At 44.4% G+C, this 19,877-nt stretch carries 23 protein-coding genes and 1 other annotated feature; of the genes, 20 read left to right on the top strand and 3 right to left on the bottom strand.

Translation table 11 applies throughout. The features are described 5' to 3' along the window. The first annotated feature begins 108 nt into the window (after positions 1 to 108). The 4 genes from cysC to KJ365_RS03335 all read left to right on the top strand — a co-directional run bounded on the left by cysC (position 109) and on the right by KJ365_RS03335 (position 4,763). Complete coding sequence (gene cysC / locus KJ365_RS03350; RefSeq protein WP_214450218.1) at positions 109 to 705, top strand: adenylyl-sulfate kinase; 597 nt, start codon at positions 109 to 111, stop codon at positions 703 to 705. After that, positions 702 to 1,499 carry a 3'(2'),5'-bisphosphate nucleotidase CysQ gene (gene cysQ, locus KJ365_RS03345; protein ID WP_214450217.1) on the top strand — a complete coding sequence of 266 codons (798 nt, stop codon included), beginning with the start codon at positions 702 to 704 and terminating at the stop codon, positions 1,497 to 1,499. The genes cysC and cysQ overlap by 4 nt, the downstream gene beginning before the upstream one ends. A 1-nt stretch (position 1,500) precedes the next feature. Next, positions 1,501 to 2,910, top strand: a complete 1,410-nt coding sequence (cysN, locus tag KJ365_RS03340) for a sulfate adenylyltransferase subunit CysN (protein ID WP_214450216.1) — start codon at positions 1,501 to 1,503, stop codon at positions 2,908 to 2,910. Between the two features lie 128 nt (positions 2,911 to 3,038). After that, positions 3,039 to 4,763: an SLC13 family permease gene (locus KJ365_RS03335; protein WP_214450215.1), complete on the top strand. Its 1,725-nt coding sequence runs from the start codon at positions 3,039 to 3,041 to the stop codon at positions 4,761 to 4,763. 35 nt (positions 4,764 to 4,798) lie between these two features. Here the strand turns inward: KJ365_RS03335 and KJ365_RS03330 are convergent, their stop codons facing one another. Together KJ365_RS03330 and KJ365_RS03325 are read right to left on the bottom strand one after the other, a co-directional pair. Next, positions 4,799 to 5,266, bottom strand: a complete 468-nt coding sequence (locus KJ365_RS03330; RefSeq protein WP_214450214.1) for a hypothetical protein — start codon at positions 5,264 to 5,266, stop codon at positions 4,799 to 4,801. A 2-nt stretch (positions 5,267 to 5,268) separates the two neighbouring features. Then, the gene (locus KJ365_RS03325) at positions 5,269 to 5,499 is read right to left on the bottom strand and encodes a hypothetical protein (protein WP_214450213.1); all 231 of its coding nucleotides are present in this window, start codon (positions 5,497 to 5,499) and stop codon (positions 5,269 to 5,271) included. A gap of 292 nt (positions 5,500 to 5,791) precedes the next feature. Then, positions 5,792 to 5,912, top strand: a sequence feature (His leader region). A 75-nt stretch (positions 5,913 to 5,987) separates the two neighbouring features. On the opposite strand from KJ365_RS03325, the gene hisG reads away from it, so the two are divergent. From hisG to hisF, 7 genes are read left to right on the top strand one after another with little or no spacing between them, the layout of a single operon-like run. Further along, positions 5,988 to 6,887, top strand: coding sequence for an ATP phosphoribosyltransferase (gene hisG, locus KJ365_RS03320; protein ID WP_214450212.1), 900 nt, complete (start codon positions 5,988 to 5,990; stop codon positions 6,885 to 6,887). 17 nt (positions 6,888 to 6,904) lie between these two features. After that, positions 6,905 to 8,209: a histidinol dehydrogenase gene (gene hisD, locus KJ365_RS03315; protein ID WP_214450260.1), complete on the top strand. Its 1,305-nt coding sequence runs from the start codon at positions 6,905 to 6,907 to the stop codon at positions 8,207 to 8,209. Then, entirely contained in the window at positions 8,202 to 9,311 is a 1,110-nt protein-coding gene (gene hisC / locus KJ365_RS03310) for a histidinol-phosphate transaminase (protein WP_214450211.1), read from the top strand. Before hisD ends, hisC begins: the two co-directional genes overlap by 8 nt. Continuing rightward, on the top strand, positions 9,308 to 10,378 hold the full coding sequence (gene hisB / locus KJ365_RS03305; protein ID WP_214450210.1) for a bifunctional histidinol-phosphatase/imidazoleglycerol-phosphate dehydratase HisB: 1,071 nt from the start codon (positions 9,308 to 9,310) through the stop codon (positions 10,376 to 10,378). The genes hisC and hisB overlap by 4 nt, the downstream gene beginning before the upstream one ends. Before the next feature lie 2 nt (positions 10,379 to 10,380). After that, on the top strand, positions 10,381 to 11,001 hold the full coding sequence (hisH, locus tag KJ365_RS03300; RefSeq protein ID WP_214450209.1) for an imidazole glycerol phosphate synthase subunit HisH: 621 nt from the start codon (positions 10,381 to 10,383) through the stop codon (positions 10,999 to 11,001). Positions 11,002 to 11,016: 15 nt separating this feature from the next. After that, positions 11,017 to 11,754 (top strand): 1-(5-phosphoribosyl)-5-[(5-phosphoribosylamino)methylideneamino]imidazole-4-carboxamide isomerase, encoded by a 738-nt coding sequence (gene hisA / locus KJ365_RS03295; protein WP_214450208.1) that lies wholly within the window; start codon positions 11,017 to 11,019, stop codon positions 11,752 to 11,754. Then, positions 11,736 to 12,509, top strand: coding sequence for an imidazole glycerol phosphate synthase subunit HisF (gene hisF, locus KJ365_RS03290; RefSeq protein ID WP_214450207.1), 774 nt, complete (start codon positions 11,736 to 11,738; stop codon positions 12,507 to 12,509). Before hisA ends, hisF begins: the two co-directional genes overlap by 19 nt. A 52-nt stretch (positions 12,510 to 12,561) precedes the next feature. Here the strand turns inward: hisF and KJ365_RS03285 are convergent, their stop codons facing one another. Next, positions 12,562 to 13,989 carry a diguanylate cyclase gene (locus tag KJ365_RS03285; protein WP_214450206.1) on the bottom strand — a complete coding sequence of 476 codons (1,428 nt, stop codon included), beginning with the start codon at positions 13,987 to 13,989 and terminating at the stop codon, positions 12,562 to 12,564. A gap of 381 nt (positions 13,990 to 14,370) precedes the next feature. Here KJ365_RS03285 and hisIE point away from each other — a divergent pair, with 381 nt between their 5' ends. The 9 genes from hisIE to KJ365_RS03240 all read left to right on the top strand — a co-directional run bounded on the left by hisIE (position 14,371) and on the right by KJ365_RS03240 (position 19,870). Then, entirely contained in the window at positions 14,371 to 14,991 is a 621-nt protein-coding gene (gene hisIE / locus KJ365_RS03280) for a bifunctional phosphoribosyl-AMP cyclohydrolase/phosphoribosyl-ATP diphosphatase HisIE (RefSeq protein ID WP_214450205.1), read from the top strand. 139 nt (positions 14,992 to 15,130) lie between these two features. Further along, entirely contained in the window at positions 15,131 to 15,577 is a 447-nt protein-coding gene (locus KJ365_RS03275) for an Hsp20 family protein (RefSeq protein WP_214450259.1), read from the top strand. A gap of 325 nt (positions 15,578 to 15,902) precedes the next feature. Continuing rightward, positions 15,903 to 16,397: a Na+/H+ antiporter subunit E gene (locus KJ365_RS03270; RefSeq protein ID WP_214450204.1), complete on the top strand. Its 495-nt coding sequence runs from the start codon at positions 15,903 to 15,905 to the stop codon at positions 16,395 to 16,397. After that, the gene (locus tag KJ365_RS03265) at positions 16,394 to 16,723 is read left to right on the top strand and encodes an MrpF/PhaF family protein (protein WP_250884000.1); all 330 of its coding nucleotides are present in this window, start codon (positions 16,394 to 16,396) and stop codon (positions 16,721 to 16,723) included. The genes KJ365_RS03270 and KJ365_RS03265 overlap by 4 nt, the downstream gene beginning before the upstream one ends. Beyond that, positions 16,723 to 17,049 (top strand): monovalent cation/H(+) antiporter subunit G, encoded by a 327-nt coding sequence (mnhG, locus tag KJ365_RS03260; RefSeq protein ID WP_214450203.1) that lies wholly within the window; start codon positions 16,723 to 16,725, stop codon positions 17,047 to 17,049. Before KJ365_RS03265 ends, mnhG begins: the two co-directional genes overlap by 1 nt. Further along, entirely contained in the window at positions 17,046 to 17,612 is a 567-nt protein-coding gene (locus KJ365_RS03255) for a DUF4040 domain-containing protein (protein ID WP_214450202.1), read from the top strand. Before mnhG ends, KJ365_RS03255 begins: the two co-directional genes overlap by 4 nt. Next, a complete protein-coding gene (locus tag KJ365_RS03250) occupies positions 17,602 to 18,024 on the top strand; it encodes a Na(+)/H(+) antiporter subunit B (RefSeq protein ID WP_214450201.1) in 423 nt (140 codons plus the stop codon). The genes KJ365_RS03255 and KJ365_RS03250 overlap by 11 nt, the downstream gene beginning before the upstream one ends. Continuing rightward, positions 18,021 to 18,380, top strand: a complete 360-nt coding sequence (locus KJ365_RS03245; protein ID WP_214450200.1) for a cation:proton antiporter subunit C — start codon at positions 18,021 to 18,023, stop codon at positions 18,378 to 18,380. The genes KJ365_RS03250 and KJ365_RS03245 overlap by 4 nt, the downstream gene beginning before the upstream one ends. Continuing rightward, positions 18,377 to 19,870: a monovalent cation/H+ antiporter subunit D family protein gene (locus KJ365_RS03240; RefSeq protein WP_214450199.1), complete on the top strand. Its 1,494-nt coding sequence runs from the start codon at positions 18,377 to 18,379 to the stop codon at positions 19,868 to 19,870. The genes KJ365_RS03245 and KJ365_RS03240 overlap by 4 nt, the downstream gene beginning before the upstream one ends. The last annotated feature ends 7 nt before the right edge of the window (positions 19,871 to 19,877 follow it).

Raw genomic sequence — 19,877 nt, 5'->3', positions numbered from 1 at the left:
TTTTGATATATGTCTGTGAGAGCAATTCATGCGTATGACGCACACTTTGTTTCCACACAGTTCTCGCTGACATTTTCATTGAAAATGAAAAATAAAGGCTTATCTTGTATGACTAGCAACATAAAATGGCATGAAACCACAATCGATAAAGAACATAGGGCAAAGGCCCTAGGCCAAAAACCAAGTGTCATTTGGCTCACTGGCTTGTCTGGTTCGGGTAAGTCAACGATAGCCAATTTACTTGAGAAAAAGCTATATGAGCAATCCCATCACACCTATCTGCTTGACGGTGACAACGTGCGTCATGGTTTGTGTGGCGACCTTGGGTTTGACGACAAAGCACGTGTTGAAAATATTCGCCGCATTAGCGAATTATCAAAGCTATTTGTAGATTCTGGGCTGATTGTCATCACCGCGTTTATATCGCCTTTTAAAGACGACAGAGACTATTGCCGTTCGTTATTGCAGGCAGGTGAGTTTGTTGAGGTGTTCGTCGATACGCCCCTTGCAGTTTGTGAGCAAAGAGACCCCAAGGGACTATATAAAAAAGCACGTCAGGGTGATATTAAACATTTTACCGGCATTGATTCAGCTTATCAGGCACCGACCGCACCAGAGATTCACCTTAACTTTATGGATGAACCGCCCACCGCAACCGCACAAAGACTGTACGAACTATTAAAACAAAAAGGGTATGTGTCATGAGTATATTTGAAGTCAACCAAACGTTGGTAGATGAAATTATTCGCATAAGCCAAGAAGCCGGCGATAAAATTCTTGAGATTTACGAAAAGGATTTTGCCATTTATGAAAAAAATGATGCATCGCCACTTACAGAAGCTGACTTAGCCGCGCATTTACACATTATCGAAAGCCTTGCCAATATTACTGACATCCCCATTTTATCGGAAGAGTCGGCTGATATAAGCTGGGAAACGCGAAAATCTTGGAGTCGATACTGGCTGGTAGACCCGCTAGATGGTACGAAAGAGTTTATTAAGAAAAACGGTGAATTTACCGTCAATATTGCGCTTATTGAATACGGCGAACCCACTCTCGGTGTAGTGCATGCACCGGTGCTTAAATCGACCTATGTTGGATGGGTGGATAACGAAGCTTACAAACTTCATGATGGGAAGCGTAGCGTGCTTAAAACGCAAAAGCACAAAGAGGGGGATGTGTGGAAGGTGGTTGGTAGCCGCTCACATCAAAGTCCAGAAATCAATACTGTACTCTCTGCGCTTGGCGGCGAGAACGAATTAATCGCCATGGGAAGCTCATTAAAGTTATGCTGCGTAGCAGAGGGCACGGCCCATGTGTATCCGCGCGTAGGCCCCACCAGTGAGTGGGATACAGCCGCAGCTCATGCTGTTGTGCTAGCTGCAGGGGGAAAGGTAACCGTTCTGGAAACCAAAGACCCGTTAAGCCCCGACGCTCATCCACTTCGATATAATCAAAAAGATTCAATTTTAAACCCCTTTTTCATGGTAATTGCCTGATATGAACGACGAGACCACACTTTTGCAAACCGACATTACTGAGTATTTAGAGCAACACGAGAAAAAAGACCTTCTTCGGTTTTTAACCTGCGGTAGCGTAGATGATGGCAAAAGTACTTTGATTGGCCGCTTGTTACATGATTCAAAAATGATTTATGAAGATCAACTCGCCGCTATCACGCAAGACAGTAAAAAGGTAGGGACAACTGGCGAGAAAGTTGATTTGGCTCTGCTGGTAGATGGTCTGCAGTCAGAACGCGAGCAAGGCATCACCATTGATGTTGCTTATCGCTATTTTAGCACCGACAAACGTAAATTCATCATCGCCGACACACCCGGACACGAGCAGTATACAAGAAATATGGTTACGGGTGCCTCTACGTGCGACCTGGCAATTATCTTAATTGATGCAAGAGCGGGTGTAAAAACGCAAACTAAACGTCATTCTTTTTTAGCGTCTTTACTGGGCATTAAGCACGTCATCGTCGCGGTCAATAAAATGGACTTAATGGACTACAAAGAAGACGTGTACAAAGCCATTAAAAAAGACTACCTAGAATTTGCGAAGGCATTAAACATTCCCGACATCCGTTTTGTGCCACTGTCGGCGCTAGAGGGTGATAACGTGGTCAACCGCAGTGAAAAAACGCCTTGGTTTGAGGGCGAATTACTTATGGAACTGCTAGAAGGTATTACCATTACCGACCAAAACGATGAAGATTTCAGGTTTCCTGTGCAATATGTTAATCGTCCTCATCTGAACTTTCGGGGGTTTGCAGGCACTATTTTATCTGGCGCCATAAGCGTCGGTGAAGAGCTCACCGTCTTGCCCTCTGGTAAACGCTCTAAAGTAAAAACCATCACCACTTTCGACGGGGATTTAGCAGAAAGTGAAGCCCCTAACGCGGTCACCATTACCCTTGAAGATGAAATAGACATCTCTCGTGGCGACATGATGGTAAAGGCCAACAGCATGCCTCTGCACGGTAATTTATTTAAAAGCCATATGGTATGGATGTCTGAAGACGCCATGATCCCCAATAAGCAATACAACTTTAAGTTTGCAACTAAACAAGTAAGCGGCAGCATTGCCAATATTGATCATAAAATTGACGTTAACACCATGGCTCATAGCGAAGCGCTACACTTGAATCTCAATGAAATTGGTGTGGTAGATATTCGCTTAACGCAAAGCGTCGCTTGTGATGCGTATACCGATAACCGAGCTACAGGCGCGTTTATTGTGATTGACCGACTAACAAACGGTACGGTGGGTGCAGGTATGGTGATTGCTCAAAATGAGTCGACCTATAGCGCATCAAAATACTCAGAATTTGAGTTAGAGTTTAATGCACTTGTCAGAAAACACTTCCCGCATTGGGGTGCTGCAGATATTACGCAGCTCAAATAACAGGCCATATCTTAAAGATGGGTATGTTTATGCCCATCCTTTTTGTTCTAACTCATGACCAAATGCGCCTAGACTAATTGACCAATAGGTCTTAGTCTTAACGCAAATAATAACGACGCTATGCCTAAATGTTAGTAGACCAATTCATTGTTGTTGCCGTTTTCTTCTTCACTATCGCAAGCTTAGTGTTTACGAATCGTCGACCTGCAGGCATCTTCGGCGCATGCACACTGGTGTTATTACTCACACAACAAATTACCTTTGATAACGTTTTAAAAAACGCGACAAACTTAGGCCTTGTGACGCTAATTTTACTGCTATTAGTCAGCCACTCTATTGATAAAACCGCCTTTGTTAAGAGACTAGGCAGAGCGATTATATCTGCCTCATACACGCGCAGCTTTATACGGATGTTTGCGGTGACATTTGGCTCTTCAGCCCTTTTAAATAACACCGCAGTAGTCGCAAGCTTAATAGGGCCAATCAAGCAAAATACCCAGCATGCTCCCTCCAAATTATTAATCCCGCTTTCATACGCGGCGATTCTAGGTGGCACAGTCACACTCATCGGCACCTCGACCAATCTTATTGTAGACAGTTTTTTGATTGAACATGGGCATCCAGGTTTTGCCTTTTTTGACTTCACGCTGTTTGGCTTAACGGCAGGCTTGTTATGTGGAGTTTTATTGTTTTTTATGCACCCGCTTCTACCCGAACTAAAAGGTGCTAAAGATAATTATGCTAGTTACTTGTTGGAGGCGGACGTTGAGGCTGACTCCGAACTGATTGGCAAAACCGTTGAGCAAAATCATCTGCGTAACTTGCCAGAACTGTTTTTGATTGAAGTGGTCAGGCAAAACAAGGTGATTTCGCCTGTCTCGCCCAACTTTACAATCCAGCAAGACGACAAATTGATTTTTACAGGTAATGTACAAAAGCTCGATAATATTGAACACATAAAAGGTTTAACGATGTTTGCTGAAGCCGATGGCCTGCTTCACGACAATCTCACTGAAGTGATCATTTCCAATCGCGCACCCATTATTAACAAGACACTAAAAGAAGTAGGTTTTCGTGCACTGTTTGACGCAGCGGTGGTGGCCATTAGGCGAGACGGTGAGTCTATTTCAGGCAAGATTGGAGAATTGAAGCTTAAAGCTGGGGATTTCTTACTCCTGGCTACGGGTAATGATTTTCAGCAGCGTTCTAATATCTCGAAAAACTTCTTTGTTGTCTCTGAACAAAAGATGACGCGCAAGCTTAAACCTTGGCAAGAGTATTTCACCCTAGCAGGGTTTCTTGGCACGATTGTCTTAGCGGCAATGTCGCTTGTTCCTCTTGCGGTGGGGCTTTTATTCTTGACTGCTGCATTAGTGCTGGCAAACGTGTCGTCCCTAGCCGATATCAAACGCAGTATTCCGCTTAACTTGATGATTGTGATCATTGGCGCCTTATCTCTTGCTGCTGCTCTAGAAAACTCAGGAGTGATAAGCCACTTAACTGAGTCCATTAGCCCTACCCTCGTGCAAATGCACCCGATTTATGCCCTTATCAGCGTCTATTTGTTGACTGTTCTGCTTACTGAGTTTGTCACCAACAATGCGGCAGCGGCACTGATGTTCCCGTTTGCTTATGGCATGGTGATAGCTATGAACCTGCCGGTGATGCCTTTTGCCCTCGCAGTCGCATTTGCTGCCAGCGCGAGCTTTATCTCACCTTATGGATATCAAACTAACTTGCTTGTTTTTAGTGCGTCAGAGTACAAATTTTCTCACTTTATAAAAATGGGACTGCCCATATCTGTGCTCTATTCAAGTGTGGTGCTTACCCTGCTAAATATCGTTTACTTCTGATCAGCGCTAAGCTTATAAAGTAAGCGAAAGGTTGCTCATTGCTTGGGCTTTGAGGGTTTTTTATCAATGATGATATCGGCGTATGTTCTCAGCTTGTCTTTTTCACGCAGGTGCGCAAAGGGGTCATCACTTCTATCTACTTGCTCATCAGATGGGTTGCGCTCACGCTTATTTTGCTCCTCCTCTGGATGCGCTTTTTTCCAACTTAAGATGCGTTGCAAGGTTGAGTTATTATCCTTCACATCCACTTGCGCTTGTTTCTTATTGTTGTGCCAATTGTTCAACGCAAAAAACACAACAACCGCGACTAGCCAAGATAACCATTTGATTGCAAAAGACCAACCCACACTCACCGAGTCGGTGCTTTGTGCGTAACTTAAATAATCTTGGTGCAGTTGACCACTTAGAAAAATAAAAACAATCAACACAAGCAAGCTCACCAATAAAAACTTATAGCGGCGCCACAGTAACCCAGACAAGATGATGTTTATCAGTTTATTCATAACTATCCAAAAATATTCAAGCCGAGCACTGCAAGCACCGCCAACAAGCCTTTTTCTTTAATCGCAGAATAAATCTTACTTTCTTCCTCCTGCACAATTACTTCAAGCTCATCTGGCTCGAAGTCTTCAGGCTTTTTTTGCAGCAATACAATTCGCGTCTTAGCACGCTGTATCGCTTTATCTCTAATGGCTCGTTTTGCTTTTTGATTGAGCGTTTTAAATGGATTGTTCACTCGCACCTCATGTTAAACCCTCTGGGCGTTGCCTCGCTCGACCTTGAGGTCTTCTTGCGCGAAGTCTACTTGCATGTTTTGCGCAGCTGCACAAGACCTCTTCAATATGGCGGCTATATTAGCATATTGCAATTACCTCTTAACATTTGCTTACAAAGTGTGGTGATTCACGATGCCCCAAAACACCACTATGTTATAAGTTATTCAGCCCTAACTATTGATTATACGCCGTGGTTTATATACTATCGCGTCATCAAAGCGCCGGACCATTTATGAACAATACAAATTTCATTCATCATCACCATCACAACACATAACCTTTCAGGTATGTGCCTGGAGGGTTGTATGCCTTCCGGGTCGGCGAATGTAGAAATTTGAAGCCCTCGGAAGGAAACTTTCGGGGGTTTTTCCTTTGTAAAAATGCAAAACCTTCAAACAACTTTCATCCTGCTTTGATTGATATGAATGAAACACTTAAGGGATAACAAATGAGCAACAGCAACAGACTTAGAATAGCCGTTCAAAAATCTGGACGTTTAAGTGATGACAGCATCGCTATGCTAAAAGCCATTGGCATTAAACTTCAAATTCGCGACCGCCTATTAATTGCTCATTCTACTAATCAGCCTATTGATTTATTGCGCGTACGCGATGACGACATCCCAGGCTTGGTAATGGATGGCGTAGTGGATTTGGGCTTTATCGGCGAGAACGAGCTTGAAGAAAAAATGCTCGAGCGCAAAGCCGCAAACAAAAACTATGAATACAAAACACTACGTCGCATGGACTATGGTGGCTGTAGACTTTCTATCGCCGTACCTAGTGAAATGCCTTACTCCTCAATCGCATCGCTTGAAGGTAAAAAAGTCGCCACTACTTATCCATTTTTGCTGGAACGCTTCTTTGCTGAGAAAAACATTCAAGCACAAGCGGTTATGCTCACAGGCTCAGTTGAAGTAGCACCACGTGCTGGCGTTGCTGATGCCATCTGCGATCTTGTGTCCACAGGTGCAACACTTGAAGCAAACGGCCTTAGAGAAGAAGACGTAGTATTTGAGTCAAAGGCCGTTTTCATCCAAAAAAGTGAGCCATTAACGGAAGAAAAACAAGCGTTAGTAAGCCGCCTTCTTCCAAGAATAGATGGTGTAATGCAGGCAAAAGAAAGCAAATACATCATGTTGCATGCGCCTACCGAGTATTTAGAGCAAGTCAAAAGCCTGCTGCCCGGTGCTGAAAACCCCACCGTATTACCATTGTCAGGTGTTGACGGGCGTGTTGCCATTCATGTTGTGAGTTCTGAAACATTGTTTTGGGAAACCATGGAAAAACTCAAAGCACTTGGCTGTAGCTCAATATTAGTGCTACCCATTGAAAAAATGATGGAGTAAATATGAGTATAGGGTCGATGATTAAATGGGCTGATATAAGCGCAGAAGAACAAAGCACTGCGCTCTCCCGCCCGGCTTTAAAAGATAATAAACTGCTTAAAGAAACCGTCAGTACCATTATCCATAAGGTGCTGAGCGACAAAGACGATGCGGTTTTAGCGTATACCAAGGAATTTGATGGCGCTGACTTAAGCTCACTGCGATTACCGGTTGAGCAAATTGCGCAAGCACAACGCAATATTAGCGATAAAGTAAAAGCCGCCATTGACCTTGCTTATAGCAACATTCGTCGCTTTCATGAAGCACAAATGCCCAGCGACATTCGCATTGAGACGCAGCCTGGCGTGGTTTGTGAACAAAAGCATGCACCGATCTCTCGAGTAGGCTTGTATATCCCTGGTGGCAGCGCTCCTTTACCATCAACCGTTTTAATGCTCGGTGTGTGTGCTCAAGTGGCCAAGTGTGAGTTACCTATTTTATGCACACCGCCATCAGCAAGCGGTACTGTTGCTCCCGAAATTTTATATGCTGCCAGTAAGTGCGGCATTGAACATGTGTATTTATGCGGCGGCGCGCAAGCGATAGCGGCGATGGCTTTTGGTACGCAAAGCATTCCTAAAGTTGATAAAATTTACGGCCCCGGTAACAGTTTTGTGACCGAAGCGAAACAGCAGGTCAGTCAGCGCGTAGACGGTGCGGCAATCGACATGCCAGCAGGTCCTTCAGAGGTACTCGTTTTGGCAGATGCCGATGCAAATCCATCGTTTGTCGCATCAGATCTTCTTTCACAAGCTGAGCATGGTCCTGACTCTCAAGCGGTATTGGTGAGTGATAGTGAAGCCTTAATCAAAGCCACTCAACAACAAATTCTACATCAATTAGCGCAGCTTTCACGCAAAGACATTGCTCAGCAAGCGATTGAAAACAGTCGTTTTATATTAACCACTGATATGGCCGAAGCGATTCGCGTGACTAACGCCTATGCCGCAGAGCACTTGATTGTACAAACACAAAACGCAAGGGCCTTACTGCCTGAGCTTGCCAATGCAGGCAGCATCTTTTTAGGTAAATATTCACCCGAATCAGCAGGCGACTATGCCAGTGGCACTAATCACGTACTGCCCACCTATGGCTACGCGAAGAATTATTCCAGTTTAGGCCTTCTTGACTTTATGCGTCGATACACCGTGCAGGAGCTAAGCGCACAAGGCATTCAAAACATTGGTCCTGCAATTATGGATTTAGCTGAGGCTGAAGGACTCGATGCCCACAGGCAAGCCGTGGCATTGAGACTCGCAGAGTTGGAGTCTACCGATGAGTAAGTGGCTCGAGAACATTACCAATGATCATGTTTTAGCATTAACGCCATATGAGTCTGCGCGCCGCTTGTTTTCATCTGAACAAAATCAAAGTGCTGGACAGGTATGGCTGAACGCCAATGAAGCCCCAAGCGCGCAAGATTATCAAATCGATAGCACCTTGTTTAATCGCTACCCTGATTGCCAGCCACTTGAAGTGATTGGTGCTTATGCGAAATATAGCGGCTTAAGCAAACAGCAAATTGTCGCAACTCGCGGTGCTGATGAAGGTATTGAGTTAGTCATTCGCGCCTTCTGTGAGCCTGGAAAAAGCAGCGTGCTTGTTTGCCCTCCTACCTATGGCATGTACGCTATTAGTGCACAGACCTTTAACGTGGGTGTAGAGAGAGCGCCATTAAATCAAGATTTCTCCTTAGATCTGGCAACCATAGAAACATATGTCGGCAAGGTCAATGTTGTGTTTTTATGTTCGCCAAATAACCCTACCGGTACTCGCCTTGCCCAAGCTGATATCATCGCTGTACTAAACATGTACAAAGATAAAGCGCTGGTGGTGCTAGATGAAGCCTATGTAGAATTTGATAGCGACGCCGAACAAACGCAATTGCTTCAGCAATACGATAATTTGCTTATTTTACGCACCCTATCAAAAGCTTTTGCATTAGCGGGAATACGCTGCGGGTTTGCCTTAAGTAGCGCGGAGATTTGTACCACCCTCTTGAAGGTGATTGCGCCCTACCCAGTTCCGGCGCCGGTTGCTCAAGTTGCTAGTGTAGCGCTAAGCGAAAATGGAGTTATTGTGATGCGAGAGCGAGTTGCCTCTTTGCAAACAGGCATCGAACGCATAAAAAGTGAGCTTGCCAACATCCCTAACATCACATTAGTGGGTGACGCCAAAGCCAATTTTGTCTTATTCAAAAGTGACGAAAACCCACAACTTATGCGCTTTTTGGTCGAAAATGGCGTAATCATTCGCGACCAAAGTAAACAGCTAAATTTACAAAATTGTTTGCGTATTACCGTAGGAAGCGACGCTGAAAACACGAAGCTTCTTAGCCTAATTCAACGCTTTTTCGACCAAGCAGCAGTAAGGAATGCATCATGAGTCAGCAAGCCATTTTATTTATCGACCGTGATGGTACCCTCGTAGAAGAGCCGCCAGTAGATAAACAATTAGACAGCTTAGAGAAGCTGGTCTTTGAGCCAAATGTCATCCCCGCGCTGCTCAGTCTTCAGCACGCTGGGTTTCGCTTAGTCATGGTATCTAACCAAGATGGCTTGGGCACCGATAGCTTTCCTCAGGCTGACTTTGACGCTCCGCACAATGCGATGATGTCGGTCTTTACCAGTCAAGGCATACATTTTGATGATGTATTGATTTGTCCTCATTTTGACCATGAAAACTGCAGCTGCCGCAAGCCTAACTTAGGCTTGGTCAAAGACTACTTGCAACAAGGCAAAGTTGATTTTGCTCGCTCATTTGTTATCGGTGATAGACAAACCGACGTACAATTAGCCGAGAATATGGGCATTACCGGCATTTTATACAATCCTACGAGCAACAACTGGGACACCATTGTTACGCAGTTGACTACGCGCCCACGAGTGGCTCGCGTTGAACGCAAAACGTCTGAAACCGATATTTTGGTTGAGGTGAATCTCGACAGTAAAGAGAAGTCGGATATCAGCACCGGCATTGGCTTTTTTGACCACATGCTCGACCAGATTGCCACGCACGGCGGCTTTTACCTCAATCTGCAAGTGAATGGCGATTTGCATATCGATGATCACCACAGCGTTGAAGACACCGCCCTTGCCCTTGGCGAAGCATTGAAAAAAGCATTGGGTGACAAGCGCGGCATTGCACGTTTTGGTTTCGCACTGCCTATGGATGAGTGCAGAGCCGAATGCCTGATGGACATTTCGAACCGCCCTCATCTAAAATTTGAGGGTGAGTTTAGTCGCGATGCAGTAGGCGAGATGGCCACTGAAATGGTGCCTCACTTTTTCTATTCCATTGCGCAATCTATGGGACTGTCTCTGCATTTATCGACCACTGAGGGTAACGCACACCATCAGGTAGAAAGTTTGTTTAAGGTGTTTGGACGTGCCCTACGTCAAGCCATAAGCAAGCAGGGTGATGCGATGCCAAGTTCGAAAGGAACGCTGTAGTTATGTCTGTCAGTGCAAAACATATCACCATTATTAACACCGGTTGTGCCAATATTTCATCGGTACGCTTTGCTTTTGAGCGTCTTGGGGCCAATGTTACGGTGACCGATGATGTAAACACCATTGCAAAAGCTAGCAGAGTGATATTGCCAGGCGTAGGCAGTGCACCAGCTGCCATGAAAAGCATTAAGGCAAAGCAACTGCTTGAGTGTATTAAAAACCTAGAGCAACCGGTTTTAGGTGTGTGCTTAGGCATGCAATTAATGGTTACCTCTTCTGAAGAAAACGATTTGGGCAATGCCAAATCTACTCCCTGTCTAAATCTTATCCCCGGGGAAGTAAAGCGCATGCGAGTAGGTGACTTACGTTTGCCGCACATGGGCTGGAACCAAGTTAGCAGCGTTAAAGCAAACCCGCTGTTTGCCGGAATTGAAGACGGCGCACACTTTTATTTTGTGCATAGCTTTGCGGTAGATAACTATCAATATACGCTAGCGCAATGCGATTATGGCTCAACCTTCTCGGCGGCCATACATAAAGACAACTTCTTTGGCGTACAATTTCACCCCGAGCGCAGTTCAGATGCTGGTGCGCAACTACTGACTAACTTTTTAAATATTTAAGGCAAGAGAGCTTTCATGATTATTCCCGCAATTGACCTTATTGATGGCAAAGTCGTCAGGCTTTATCAGGGTGACTACAACCAAACCACTGAGTACAAGCTTGACCCAATAGATGTGGTCAAACAATATGCCAGCGCAGGCGCTGAAGTTTTGCATATTGTTGATTTAACCGGGGCAAAAGATACCAGCAAACGACAGCTGACCTTAATCAAAAGCATGGTAGCCACAGGTTTGATGCGCTTTCAAAGCGGTGGTGGCATTCGCAGTGAGCAAGACGTGCAAGACTTATTAAGCGCGGGTATTGAGCGTGTCGTGATTGGATCGAAGGCGGTGTCGGATCGTGAAACCGTCGCACAGTGGTTTGAAACCTATGGCGCACAGCATATCGTACTGGCTCTCGACATCAATATAGACGAGCAAGGCAATAAGTTTGTGGCCACCCATGGCTGGCAGCAAGACTCTGGAGTAAGCATTGAAGAACTCATTGCATTTTACGGGCGCGTTGGCCTTAAGCACGTATTGTGCACCGACATTAGTCGAGATGGCACCTTACGTGGCGCAAACGAATCATTATATGCGCAGCTAGTGGTACAATTCCCACAGATTCAGTGGCAGGCTTCTGGCGGTATCGGTTCACTACAAGATATTCAAAACTTGATCCCAACAAAAGTACAAGGCGTGATTTTAGGCAGAGCGTTATTAGAAGGTAAGTTTACCTTGCAGGAGGCAATCGCATGTTGGCAAGACGCATAATTCCTTGTTTGGATGTTCGAGATGGACTGGTCGTAAAAGGCGTTAAGTTTCGTAACCACGAAATTATTGGCGAAATTGTACCCCTGGCGCAAAAATATGCCCAAGCGGGCGCAGATGAATTGGTTTTTTATGACATCACTGCATCTAGCGACCAGCGTGTTGTAGATAAAAGCTGGGTGAGTAAGATTGCGCAAGTTATTGATATTCCGTTTTGTGTCGCAGGCGGCATTAAAACGGTCGAAGATGCAGGCCTCATTCTAGAGATGGGAGCAGATAAAATATCGGTGAATTCACCTGCCCTAGCCAACCCAGAACTCATTACTGCGCTTTACAACACCTTTGGTCAGCAATGCGTAGTAATAGGCATCGATAGCTTTTTTAATGATGAAACGAACACTTACGACGTTTATCAATTTACCGGTGACGAATCACGCACCCAAAAAACACAGTGGCACACAAGAGACTGGGTAAAAGAAGTGCAAAGCAGAGGCGCAGGTGAAATTGTACTGAATTGCATGAACCAAGACGGCGTGCGCCAAGGCTACGATATTGAGCAATTAGCGGCCATACGCGAAGTGTGTCATGTGCCATTAATTGCATCAGGCGGCGCAGGGGAAATGCAGCATTTCGCTGATGTGTTCAAGCAGGCTGATGTAGACGGTGCATTAGCGGCGTCTGTATTTCATAAATCGGTCATCGATATACAAGAGTTGAAGACCTTCTTGCGTCAGCAAAACATAGCGATGCGAGGTTAAGTCAATTCACACCTGAGTAAGCGTTGGGCGAGCTTTGCTAGCAACACGGGCGTTAGTCGATGGCTTTAACGCAATTACGCCCGTCATGTTTTGCTTGGTAAAGGGCTTGGTCAGCGCGCTCAATCCAAGATGCAATGCTTTCACCCTTGCGATATTGCACGACACCAACACTGATGGTCAAAGATAATTGCGATTCAAACTCATGCTTGCGCACGGCTTTCATTAACCTAGCAGCTAAAAACATAGACTGTTCTTTGGTGGCCTTGGGTAGCAAAATCATAAATTCCTCGCCGCCCCACCGTGCAGCGACATCTCCGGATCTTAAGATCCCCGTTAGTATGTTTGAAAACTCCACAAGTACTTTGTCACCTGCGACATGGCCATACTTATCATTAATTTGTTTGAAGTAATCGATATCAATCATCAACATAGCCGACACACTGTCTTGCCGTGAGAGTTGGTTAAAATGGTCCTTTAGCGTCGACATAAAATAGTGACGATTGTATAGCTGTGTTAAATGATCATGAAAAGATAAGTGCTCCAAACGTTCATTGGCTATTAACAGCTCTTCTTTCATTTTCTCTAACTCAGCATTTTTGCCACTTAACGCACTGACGACTCTTACTGAAACCATATGTCGCCATAAAAACACCAAGAGTAAAAAACTTGTGAGCGCAGAAAGATAATAAAAGAGCGTAAAATCGCGCTCTTTAACAATCTGAACATTGCTCCATTTGTTCAATATATCGTTGTGTTGACTGCTTGAGATATCATCAATGGCTTGATTCAAAACCGGAACAATTGCTTCGTGTTTTTTGACAATGCCGATACGCAGCTTATCTTGAATGGATACCCAACCATTAATTTTTAACGATGTGAGGCCAAGCTCTTCAAGTCGAAGATTAATGGAATAAAGCGAACCAATATAAACATCGATGTCGCCATTTTCAACAGCCTCCAAACCCTCTCGTTCTGATGCTACCGTGGTGATGTTTACACCTGGATAATAAACAGGAATCTCCTCTACTAAGCGATACCCAGACACCACACCGATAGTCATATCGCCTACCGAGGTAATATCTTGCATAAATGGCAGGTCACTTTTACTAACAATCACATTTGGCCCGAAAAAATAAGGAATAGTAAAGCTCAAGTAGGTTTCACGCTCTACAGAGCTGTTTAACATGAGACTAAGATCACACTCGCCCGATTTTAACTTTTCAATTGTCTGAGACCATGACGCAGTGGGTATCATATTGTATTGATAGGGAGTAAGTGATTGAAATAGAGCCAAGTAGTCACTCGCAATGCCCGTGTGATTACCCTCAATAACCCCTTCGAACGGCATCCAATCTGGGTCAACGCAAAAATTGAGATTCACGTTGGTGTTTTGCGCCTGAGCGTGAACCGACAGCAGGCAACATAGATAACACAATGCGCGACTGGCTTGTACTAGTTGTGTCAAAGTGGCATTAAACACATATGTTCCTTTACAAAATTCACTAAACGTAGCAGCTCACAACAAAATATAGTATTAACTGAAGGCTACATCCGACTACCTCGGGCGATTTCGTGTGTGCAGGCTTGTAAATAAAGGGCGACTACTTCTGATTATCAGTAATAAGGTGATCACGCACTTGAAGTCTCTCAAACGCTTAAATTTTATACAAGCAATTTTTATATCGGTTATTTTTGATAAATGATAAATGCTAAGTTGTGTGACAAATAATGCGTTACATCGCAGCTTTTATAGGTCTGAACACTATTTCAATACAAGCAAAAAGACATTGTTATCTATTTCTGATAGCATGCGCAGCATATTTCACGCGGATATTGATACCCACCAGCGAATAAGACTCAAATGAAGATAACTCAAGAAAATACCTCGACCTTAGCCTGGGAAAAAGGCGATGGTTTACTCCCTTGTATTGTTCAAGACGCAAGGTCTGGACAATTACTTATGCAAGGCTTTATGAATCAAGAGGCGCTTGAGCATACGCTTAAAGCTAAACAAGTTACTTTTTTCAGTCGCTCTAAAGCACGCTTATGGACTAAAGGCGAAAGCTCAGGCAATACGCTTGATCTCGTTGATATTAGCGCTGATTGTGACCTTGATAGCATTTTAGTTTTAGCTAACGCTAACGGTCCTACTTGCCACAAAGGAACAACCTCGTGCTGGAACGATGCCGAACAAAGCAACTATTCGTTCTTAGCTGAGCTAGAGCGCGTACTTGAGTCGCGCAAAGGTGCAGATCCCGACTCTAGCTACACTGCGTTTTTGTATCAAAAAGGTATTAAACGAATTGCGCAAAAAGTGGGTGAAGAAGGCGTAGAAACCGCGCTTGCGGCTACCGTGCAAGATTTAGATGAGCTTAAAAACGAATCTGCCGACTTGTTGTATCATTTGATTGTGTTACTACAAGCAAGCAACCTATCAATGTCTGATGTAATTGATGTTTTAAAACAAAGACATACAAAATAATTTAACTTTTTTTCTTGAATTTCTATTAAGTAGTCCTACATATATGTTGTCGGCGCCGAAAGGGTCGACAAAGATTGTCGCCGAATAGTCGGGACAAAACTAACTTTTATACATATTGCTTAATAGGAAGGATATGAAAATGCGTACTATCGATCTATCTCCACTTTACCGTTCATTTATTGGTTCTGATCACCTTGCATCTATGATTGATGCGGCAGCTCGCCAAGAAAAACAAACCAGTTATCCGCCATACAACATTGAGTTGACGGGCGAAGACAAATATCGCATTACAATGGCAATCGCCGGCTTTGCAAAAGACGACGTCACTATTGAAGTGCAAGAGAATACTCTTAAAGTTACTGGCGCCAAAGAAGGCGTAGACAACGATGAGGGTGAGAAAAAGTTCCTTCACAAAGGGATTTCAGCGCGAAATTTTGAGCGCAAATTCCAACTCGGTGATAATGTCAAAGTCCTCGCTGCAGATTTGGAGCATGGCCTGTTGCACATTGACCTTGAAAGAGTGATTCCTGAAGCGCAAAAGCCGCGTAAAATTGAAATTGGAAGCAATCTCATTGAGAACAAGTAACTAAAAATCATGTTTCCCTAACATTATGATTTCAAGGCGCTCTAACGAGCGCCTTTTTTGATCATGCACATCAAACTTCCTGTTGTGACATGTGTTACATAAATAACCGATACATTTGTCGTAAATTAGCCCTCAAAAGCCATCAAAATCTAGTCCTTTAGTAGTAATTTTAACAAAACCGCCCGTTTCTAGGGGTTTTGGGCTATTTGGCAGATTGTATTGCCAAAAACTAATTGATACATTAATGAAAGAGCACGTTTTCATTCACAGTGTTTATGGGGCAGTTAATGCTTTTAAAAACAATGACTAACATAAAGGTGGCAGGGTGAATTATAAAATTAGACTCGCCATTGTTTTGGCCTTAATTTGGGTGTTGTTGTCAGGCATGTTTAAACCCTTGATGTTAGGGTTTGGTGCATTTTCTGTGGTATTTGCCGTTTGGATGACATCCAGAATGCAGCATATTGACCATGAACGTTATCGCTTCTTCATTACCCTCAGTTTTATTCCTTTTTTTATAAAACTCGGCATCAAAATAGTACAATCCAACATTGACGTATGCGCACGCATTTTAGGCTTTAGACCTGTCGAGTCGACATTTATCACTATCAAAATGCCCTATAAAGATGACGTTGCGAAAGTCTTGTACGCACATGCAATCACCCTAACACCCGGTTCGTCGAGCATAGCCCTAGATGATAACACCTTGCTGGTCCATACCATCAGTGAGCAAGGTGCAAGAGACCTTGCAAACGGCGATATGTTTGACATTATGCCCAAGCAATACGCATTAAACGATAATGATATTGGGCCGTCATGAATAGTTTTATTATCGCATCTTCTGTCGCCATTATGGTAACCATGTCGATGGCACTTTGCCGAGCCTTGCTAGGCCCCTCGGTTTTTGACCGTATTTTAGCAGTGAATATGTTTGGCACTAAGGCCGTATTGTTAGTTGCCGTGTTCTCATTTTTTACCGGTCGGCACGATATTCTCGACATTGCACTGCTCTACTCATTATTAAACTTTGTTGGTGTTATCGCGGCCCTTAGATTAGTAGAGCGCGGAAAATATTTTGCGAATGACAAGAAGAATATCTCACTGCCAGCTGACGATGAAGCCGTAACATCTGAGGATGCAAAATAATGCTTGATATCCTCAGTATGGTATTCATTGGCGTGGGATGCGCACTTGGTCTAATCGGTGGTATTGGCTTACTGCGCTTACCTGATACATATGCTCGTCTTCATGCGGTTGGCGTAACCGACACGCTATGCACCTTTCTCATTCTGTTAGGGCTCGCTTTTCAAGCTGAGAATTATATTGTCGTTGCAAAGCTTGCGCTTATTTTTATGTTTTTAACCTTTTCAAGCCCTGCATCCTCCTATGCCTTAGCTAATAACGCTTGGCGCTGGGGCTTAAGACACAAGCAAAAAATACATGTACAGTCACTCGATCAGGAGGATACATGAGCCTACTGATTAACTTTGTGTTGCTGATATTTTTACTCGTCATCGCTATTGCCATCTTAAAAACCCGTCACTTGTTTGCTATGGCCATGCTCTTTGGCCTATATAGCCTATTGGTAGCAGGGCTATTTGTTGTGCTAGACGCACCAGATGTCGCCTTTACTGAAGCTGCGGTGGGCACCGGCATCTCCACCGTATTGATGTTGGTCACCCTCGCTGCAATAAAAGATGGCCACGCAGGCAAACGAGAAGGTAAATCGCGCACCGCTCCGTTTTTAATATGCTTCCTAATGGGCGGGTTATTAATTTACGGGACCCACGATATTGCTGAGCTAGGCGATATTAACAGTGCACCAAACCAGCAAGTTGCACTGAGATATGTCGAGCAAGGTCAGGCGGAAACCGGTGTACCAAACTTAGTAACTGCGGTGCTAGCAAGTTACAGAGGGTTTGACACCCTAGGTGAAGTAACCGTTGTGCTAACCGCGGGTATCGGCGTATTGCTGCTTCTAAGCAACCGCAAGAAACATAAACTATCCACAAAAGGAGCCAACGATGGGAAATGATTTGGTGCTGCGCGTGGTTAGCAAATGGCTCTCTCCGATCATTATTTTGTTCGCTTTTTACGTGCAATTTCATGGCGACTATAGCCCCGGCGGCGGCTTTCAGGCCGGCGTAATATTTTCATCCGCAATTTTGCTGTATGCACTCACTTTTGGCATTGATGCCGCCGTAAAACTGATTCCTGAAAAGGCGTTGCGTTTATGCGCAAGCTTTGGGGTGCTCCTTTATGCTGGCGTGGGTGTGCTGTCAATGCTCAAAGGCGGTAACTTTTTAAACTACAGCGTATTGGTTGAAGACCCCCTTTTAGGACAACATATCGGTATCATCGTCATTGAGCTAGGCGTGGGTATTACCGTTGCCTCTGTCATGATTTTATTGTTTTTCACCTTTTCAAGAAGGGTGTCGCCCGAATGATTGAGTACATCCTTGGGCACTTCAACTACTGGCTAATCATCACGGTGATGATGGTCGGGTTGTATACTTTGATCAGTCGCGCAAATTTGATGAAAAAATTGGCCGGGCTGGCCATGTTTCAAACCGCTGTTATCTTGTTTTACGTCAGTTTAGGCAAGGTAACCGGTGGCACAGTGCCCATTGTAGATGATCAATTCACTATCTATTCCAACCCGCTACCACAGGTACTTATGCTCACCGCAATTGTAGTTGGGGTAGCCACGACAGCCCTAGGCTTTGCGCTGGTTATTCGTATTAAAGAGGCTTACGACACTGTCGAAGAGTATGAAATCCAGAAAATGGATAGCGACTCATGACTGAACAAATCACCATACTGTTAGTCATCATCCCGCTTTTGTGCGCGCCGATTACCGCCATCTTTAAATCGCATAAAATAGCTTGGGCAATCACATTTTTCGTGTCCCTTTGTTGTTTGCTAATTTCAAGCTACATATTGCTTCAGGTTATCGACGGCTCACAGGTGATTTATGAATTAGGCGGGTGGCAGCCGCCTTGGGGAATCGAATATAAAATTGACTCGTTAAACGCCTTTGTCGCGCTGATTGTGAGCGTTATGGCTGTGGTTTCTACCGTATTTGCTTATGCAAGCGTGCAGCGCGAAATAGACGATGATTTATATGGCTTATTTTACGCAGCTTTCCAGCTATGCCTATTAGGCTTGCTTGGCATTGCGCTGACCGGCGACATCTTCAACCTCTTCGTCTTTCTAGAAATATCATCGTTATCAAGTTATGCACTCATTAGCATGGGCAGTAACAGAAAAGCGCTTACCGCTGCCTTTTCATACCTGATACTTGGCACTATTGGCGCCACCTTCTTTTTGATTGGCGTTGGTTTTTTGTATGCTGCATCCGGTAGTTTAAACATTTTTGATATTGCATCTCGGTTTGAAACCTACGAAAAAATGCAGTTAGTGACCACCTCGTTCATCTTCATCATCTTAGGTATTGGTCTGAAAGCCGCTATTTTCCCCCTCCACTCTTGGCTGCCAAATGCCTATGGGTACGCACCGTCTGTGATTAGCATATTTTTGGCCGCTACTGCCACAAAGGTCTCTATTTACGTGCTCATTCGCGTGTTATTTGACGTATATCCAATGGAATATTGGAGCAAGCTATTGATACCACAAGTGTTGCTTACCCTTGGCTGCGTTGCTGTGATTTATGGCTCTGTGCGCGCATGGCAACAAAATGAAATTAGGCGCTTGCTGGCCTTTTCAAGTGTGGCGCAAATTGGCTATATCATTATTGGCTTGGCCTTGCTTAGTCATAGCGGGATCACCTCAGCCATCATGCACATGTTCAACCATGCCGTCATAAAGGCGACCTTGTTTATGGCAGCGGGTATGATTTTATACCGCGCTCGCTCGACTACCCTTTCCGACCTAGGCGGTTTTGCCGTTAACATGCCGTGGACGTTTGCCGCGCTATTTATTGCCGGCTTAAGTCTAATTGGTGTGCCAGGTACCGCTGGTTTTGTGAGTAAATGGTATTTATTAGAAGGCGCGGTGGCGCAACAAAAATGGTTTGTTGTTATATCTATCGCCTTAGGCTCAGTGTTTGCTGTTGCCTATCTGTGGAAAATTGTCGATGCAATGTACTTCAGCGCACAACGGAAAATTCATATTACCAAGGTCAAAAGTGGTGATATCAGTTTAGCTGTCGCTCCTAAAAGCATGTCCGTTGCGCTATGGACTGGGGCCATTGCTTGTATCTACTTTGGCCTTTTCACCAAACTCCCTACAGACGCGGCTAAGTCGGTAGCGACTGCTCTACTAGGCTCATAGGGGGCGT

This window comes from Glaciecola sp. XM2, assembly GCF_018595715.1.
GTDB lineage: Bacteria > Pseudomonadota > Gammaproteobacteria > Enterobacterales > Alteromonadaceae > Glaciecola.
This window is presented reverse-complemented; position numbering and strand designations above follow the sequence as displayed.

Coding starts and splice junctions, on each gene's coding strand:
- KJ365_RS03255 (WP_214450202.1), top strand. CDS start 17,046: ATGAGCCTACTGATTAACTTTGTGTTGCTGATATTTTTACTCGTCATC.
- hisA (WP_214450208.1), top strand. CDS start 11,017: ATGATTATTCCCGCAATTGACCTTATTGATGGCAAAGTCGTCAGGCTT.
- hisB (WP_214450210.1), top strand. CDS start 9,308: ATGAGTCAGCAAGCCATTTTATTTATCGACCGTGATGGTACCCTCGTA.
- cysN (WP_214450216.1), top strand. CDS start 1,501: ATGAACGACGAGACCACACTTTTGCAAACCGACATTACTGAGTATTTA.
- KJ365_RS03330 (WP_214450214.1), bottom strand. CDS start 5,266: ATGAATAAACTGATAAACATCATCTTGTCTGGGTTACTGTGGCGCCGC.
- hisIE (WP_214450205.1), top strand. CDS start 14,371: ATGAAGATAACTCAAGAAAATACCTCGACCTTAGCCTGGGAAAAAGGC.
- KJ365_RS03240 (WP_214450199.1), top strand. CDS start 18,377: ATGACTGAACAAATCACCATACTGTTAGTCATCATCCCGCTTTTGTGC.
- hisF (WP_214450207.1), top strand. CDS start 11,736: ATGTTGGCAAGACGCATAATTCCTTGTTTGGATGTTCGAGATGGACTG.
- KJ365_RS03335 (WP_214450215.1), top strand. CDS start 3,039: ATGTTAGTAGACCAATTCATTGTTGTTGCCGTTTTCTTCTTCACTATC.
- hisC (WP_214450211.1), top strand. CDS start 8,202: ATGAGTAAGTGGCTCGAGAACATTACCAATGATCATGTTTTAGCATTA.
- hisD (WP_214450260.1), top strand. CDS start 6,905: ATGATTAAATGGGCTGATATAAGCGCAGAAGAACAAAGCACTGCGCTC.
- KJ365_RS03245 (WP_214450200.1), top strand. CDS start 18,021: ATGATTGAGTACATCCTTGGGCACTTCAACTACTGGCTAATCATCACG.
- cysC (WP_214450218.1), top strand. CDS start 109: ATGACTAGCAACATAAAATGGCATGAAACCACAATCGATAAAGAACAT.
- cysQ (WP_214450217.1), top strand. CDS start 702: ATGAGTATATTTGAAGTCAACCAAACGTTGGTAGATGAAATTATTCGC.
- KJ365_RS03265 (WP_250884000.1), top strand. CDS start 16,394: ATGAATAGTTTTATTATCGCATCTTCTGTCGCCATTATGGTAACCATG.
- KJ365_RS03250 (WP_214450201.1), top strand. CDS start 17,602: ATGGGAAATGATTTGGTGCTGCGCGTGGTTAGCAAATGGCTCTCTCCG.
- mnhG (WP_214450203.1), top strand. CDS start 16,723: ATGCTTGATATCCTCAGTATGGTATTCATTGGCGTGGGATGCGCACTT.
- hisG (WP_214450212.1), top strand. CDS start 5,988: ATGAGCAACAGCAACAGACTTAGAATAGCCGTTCAAAAATCTGGACGT.
- KJ365_RS03275 (WP_214450259.1), top strand. CDS start 15,131: ATGCGTACTATCGATCTATCTCCACTTTACCGTTCATTTATTGGTTCT.
- hisH (WP_214450209.1), top strand. CDS start 10,381: ATGTCTGTCAGTGCAAAACATATCACCATTATTAACACCGGTTGTGCC.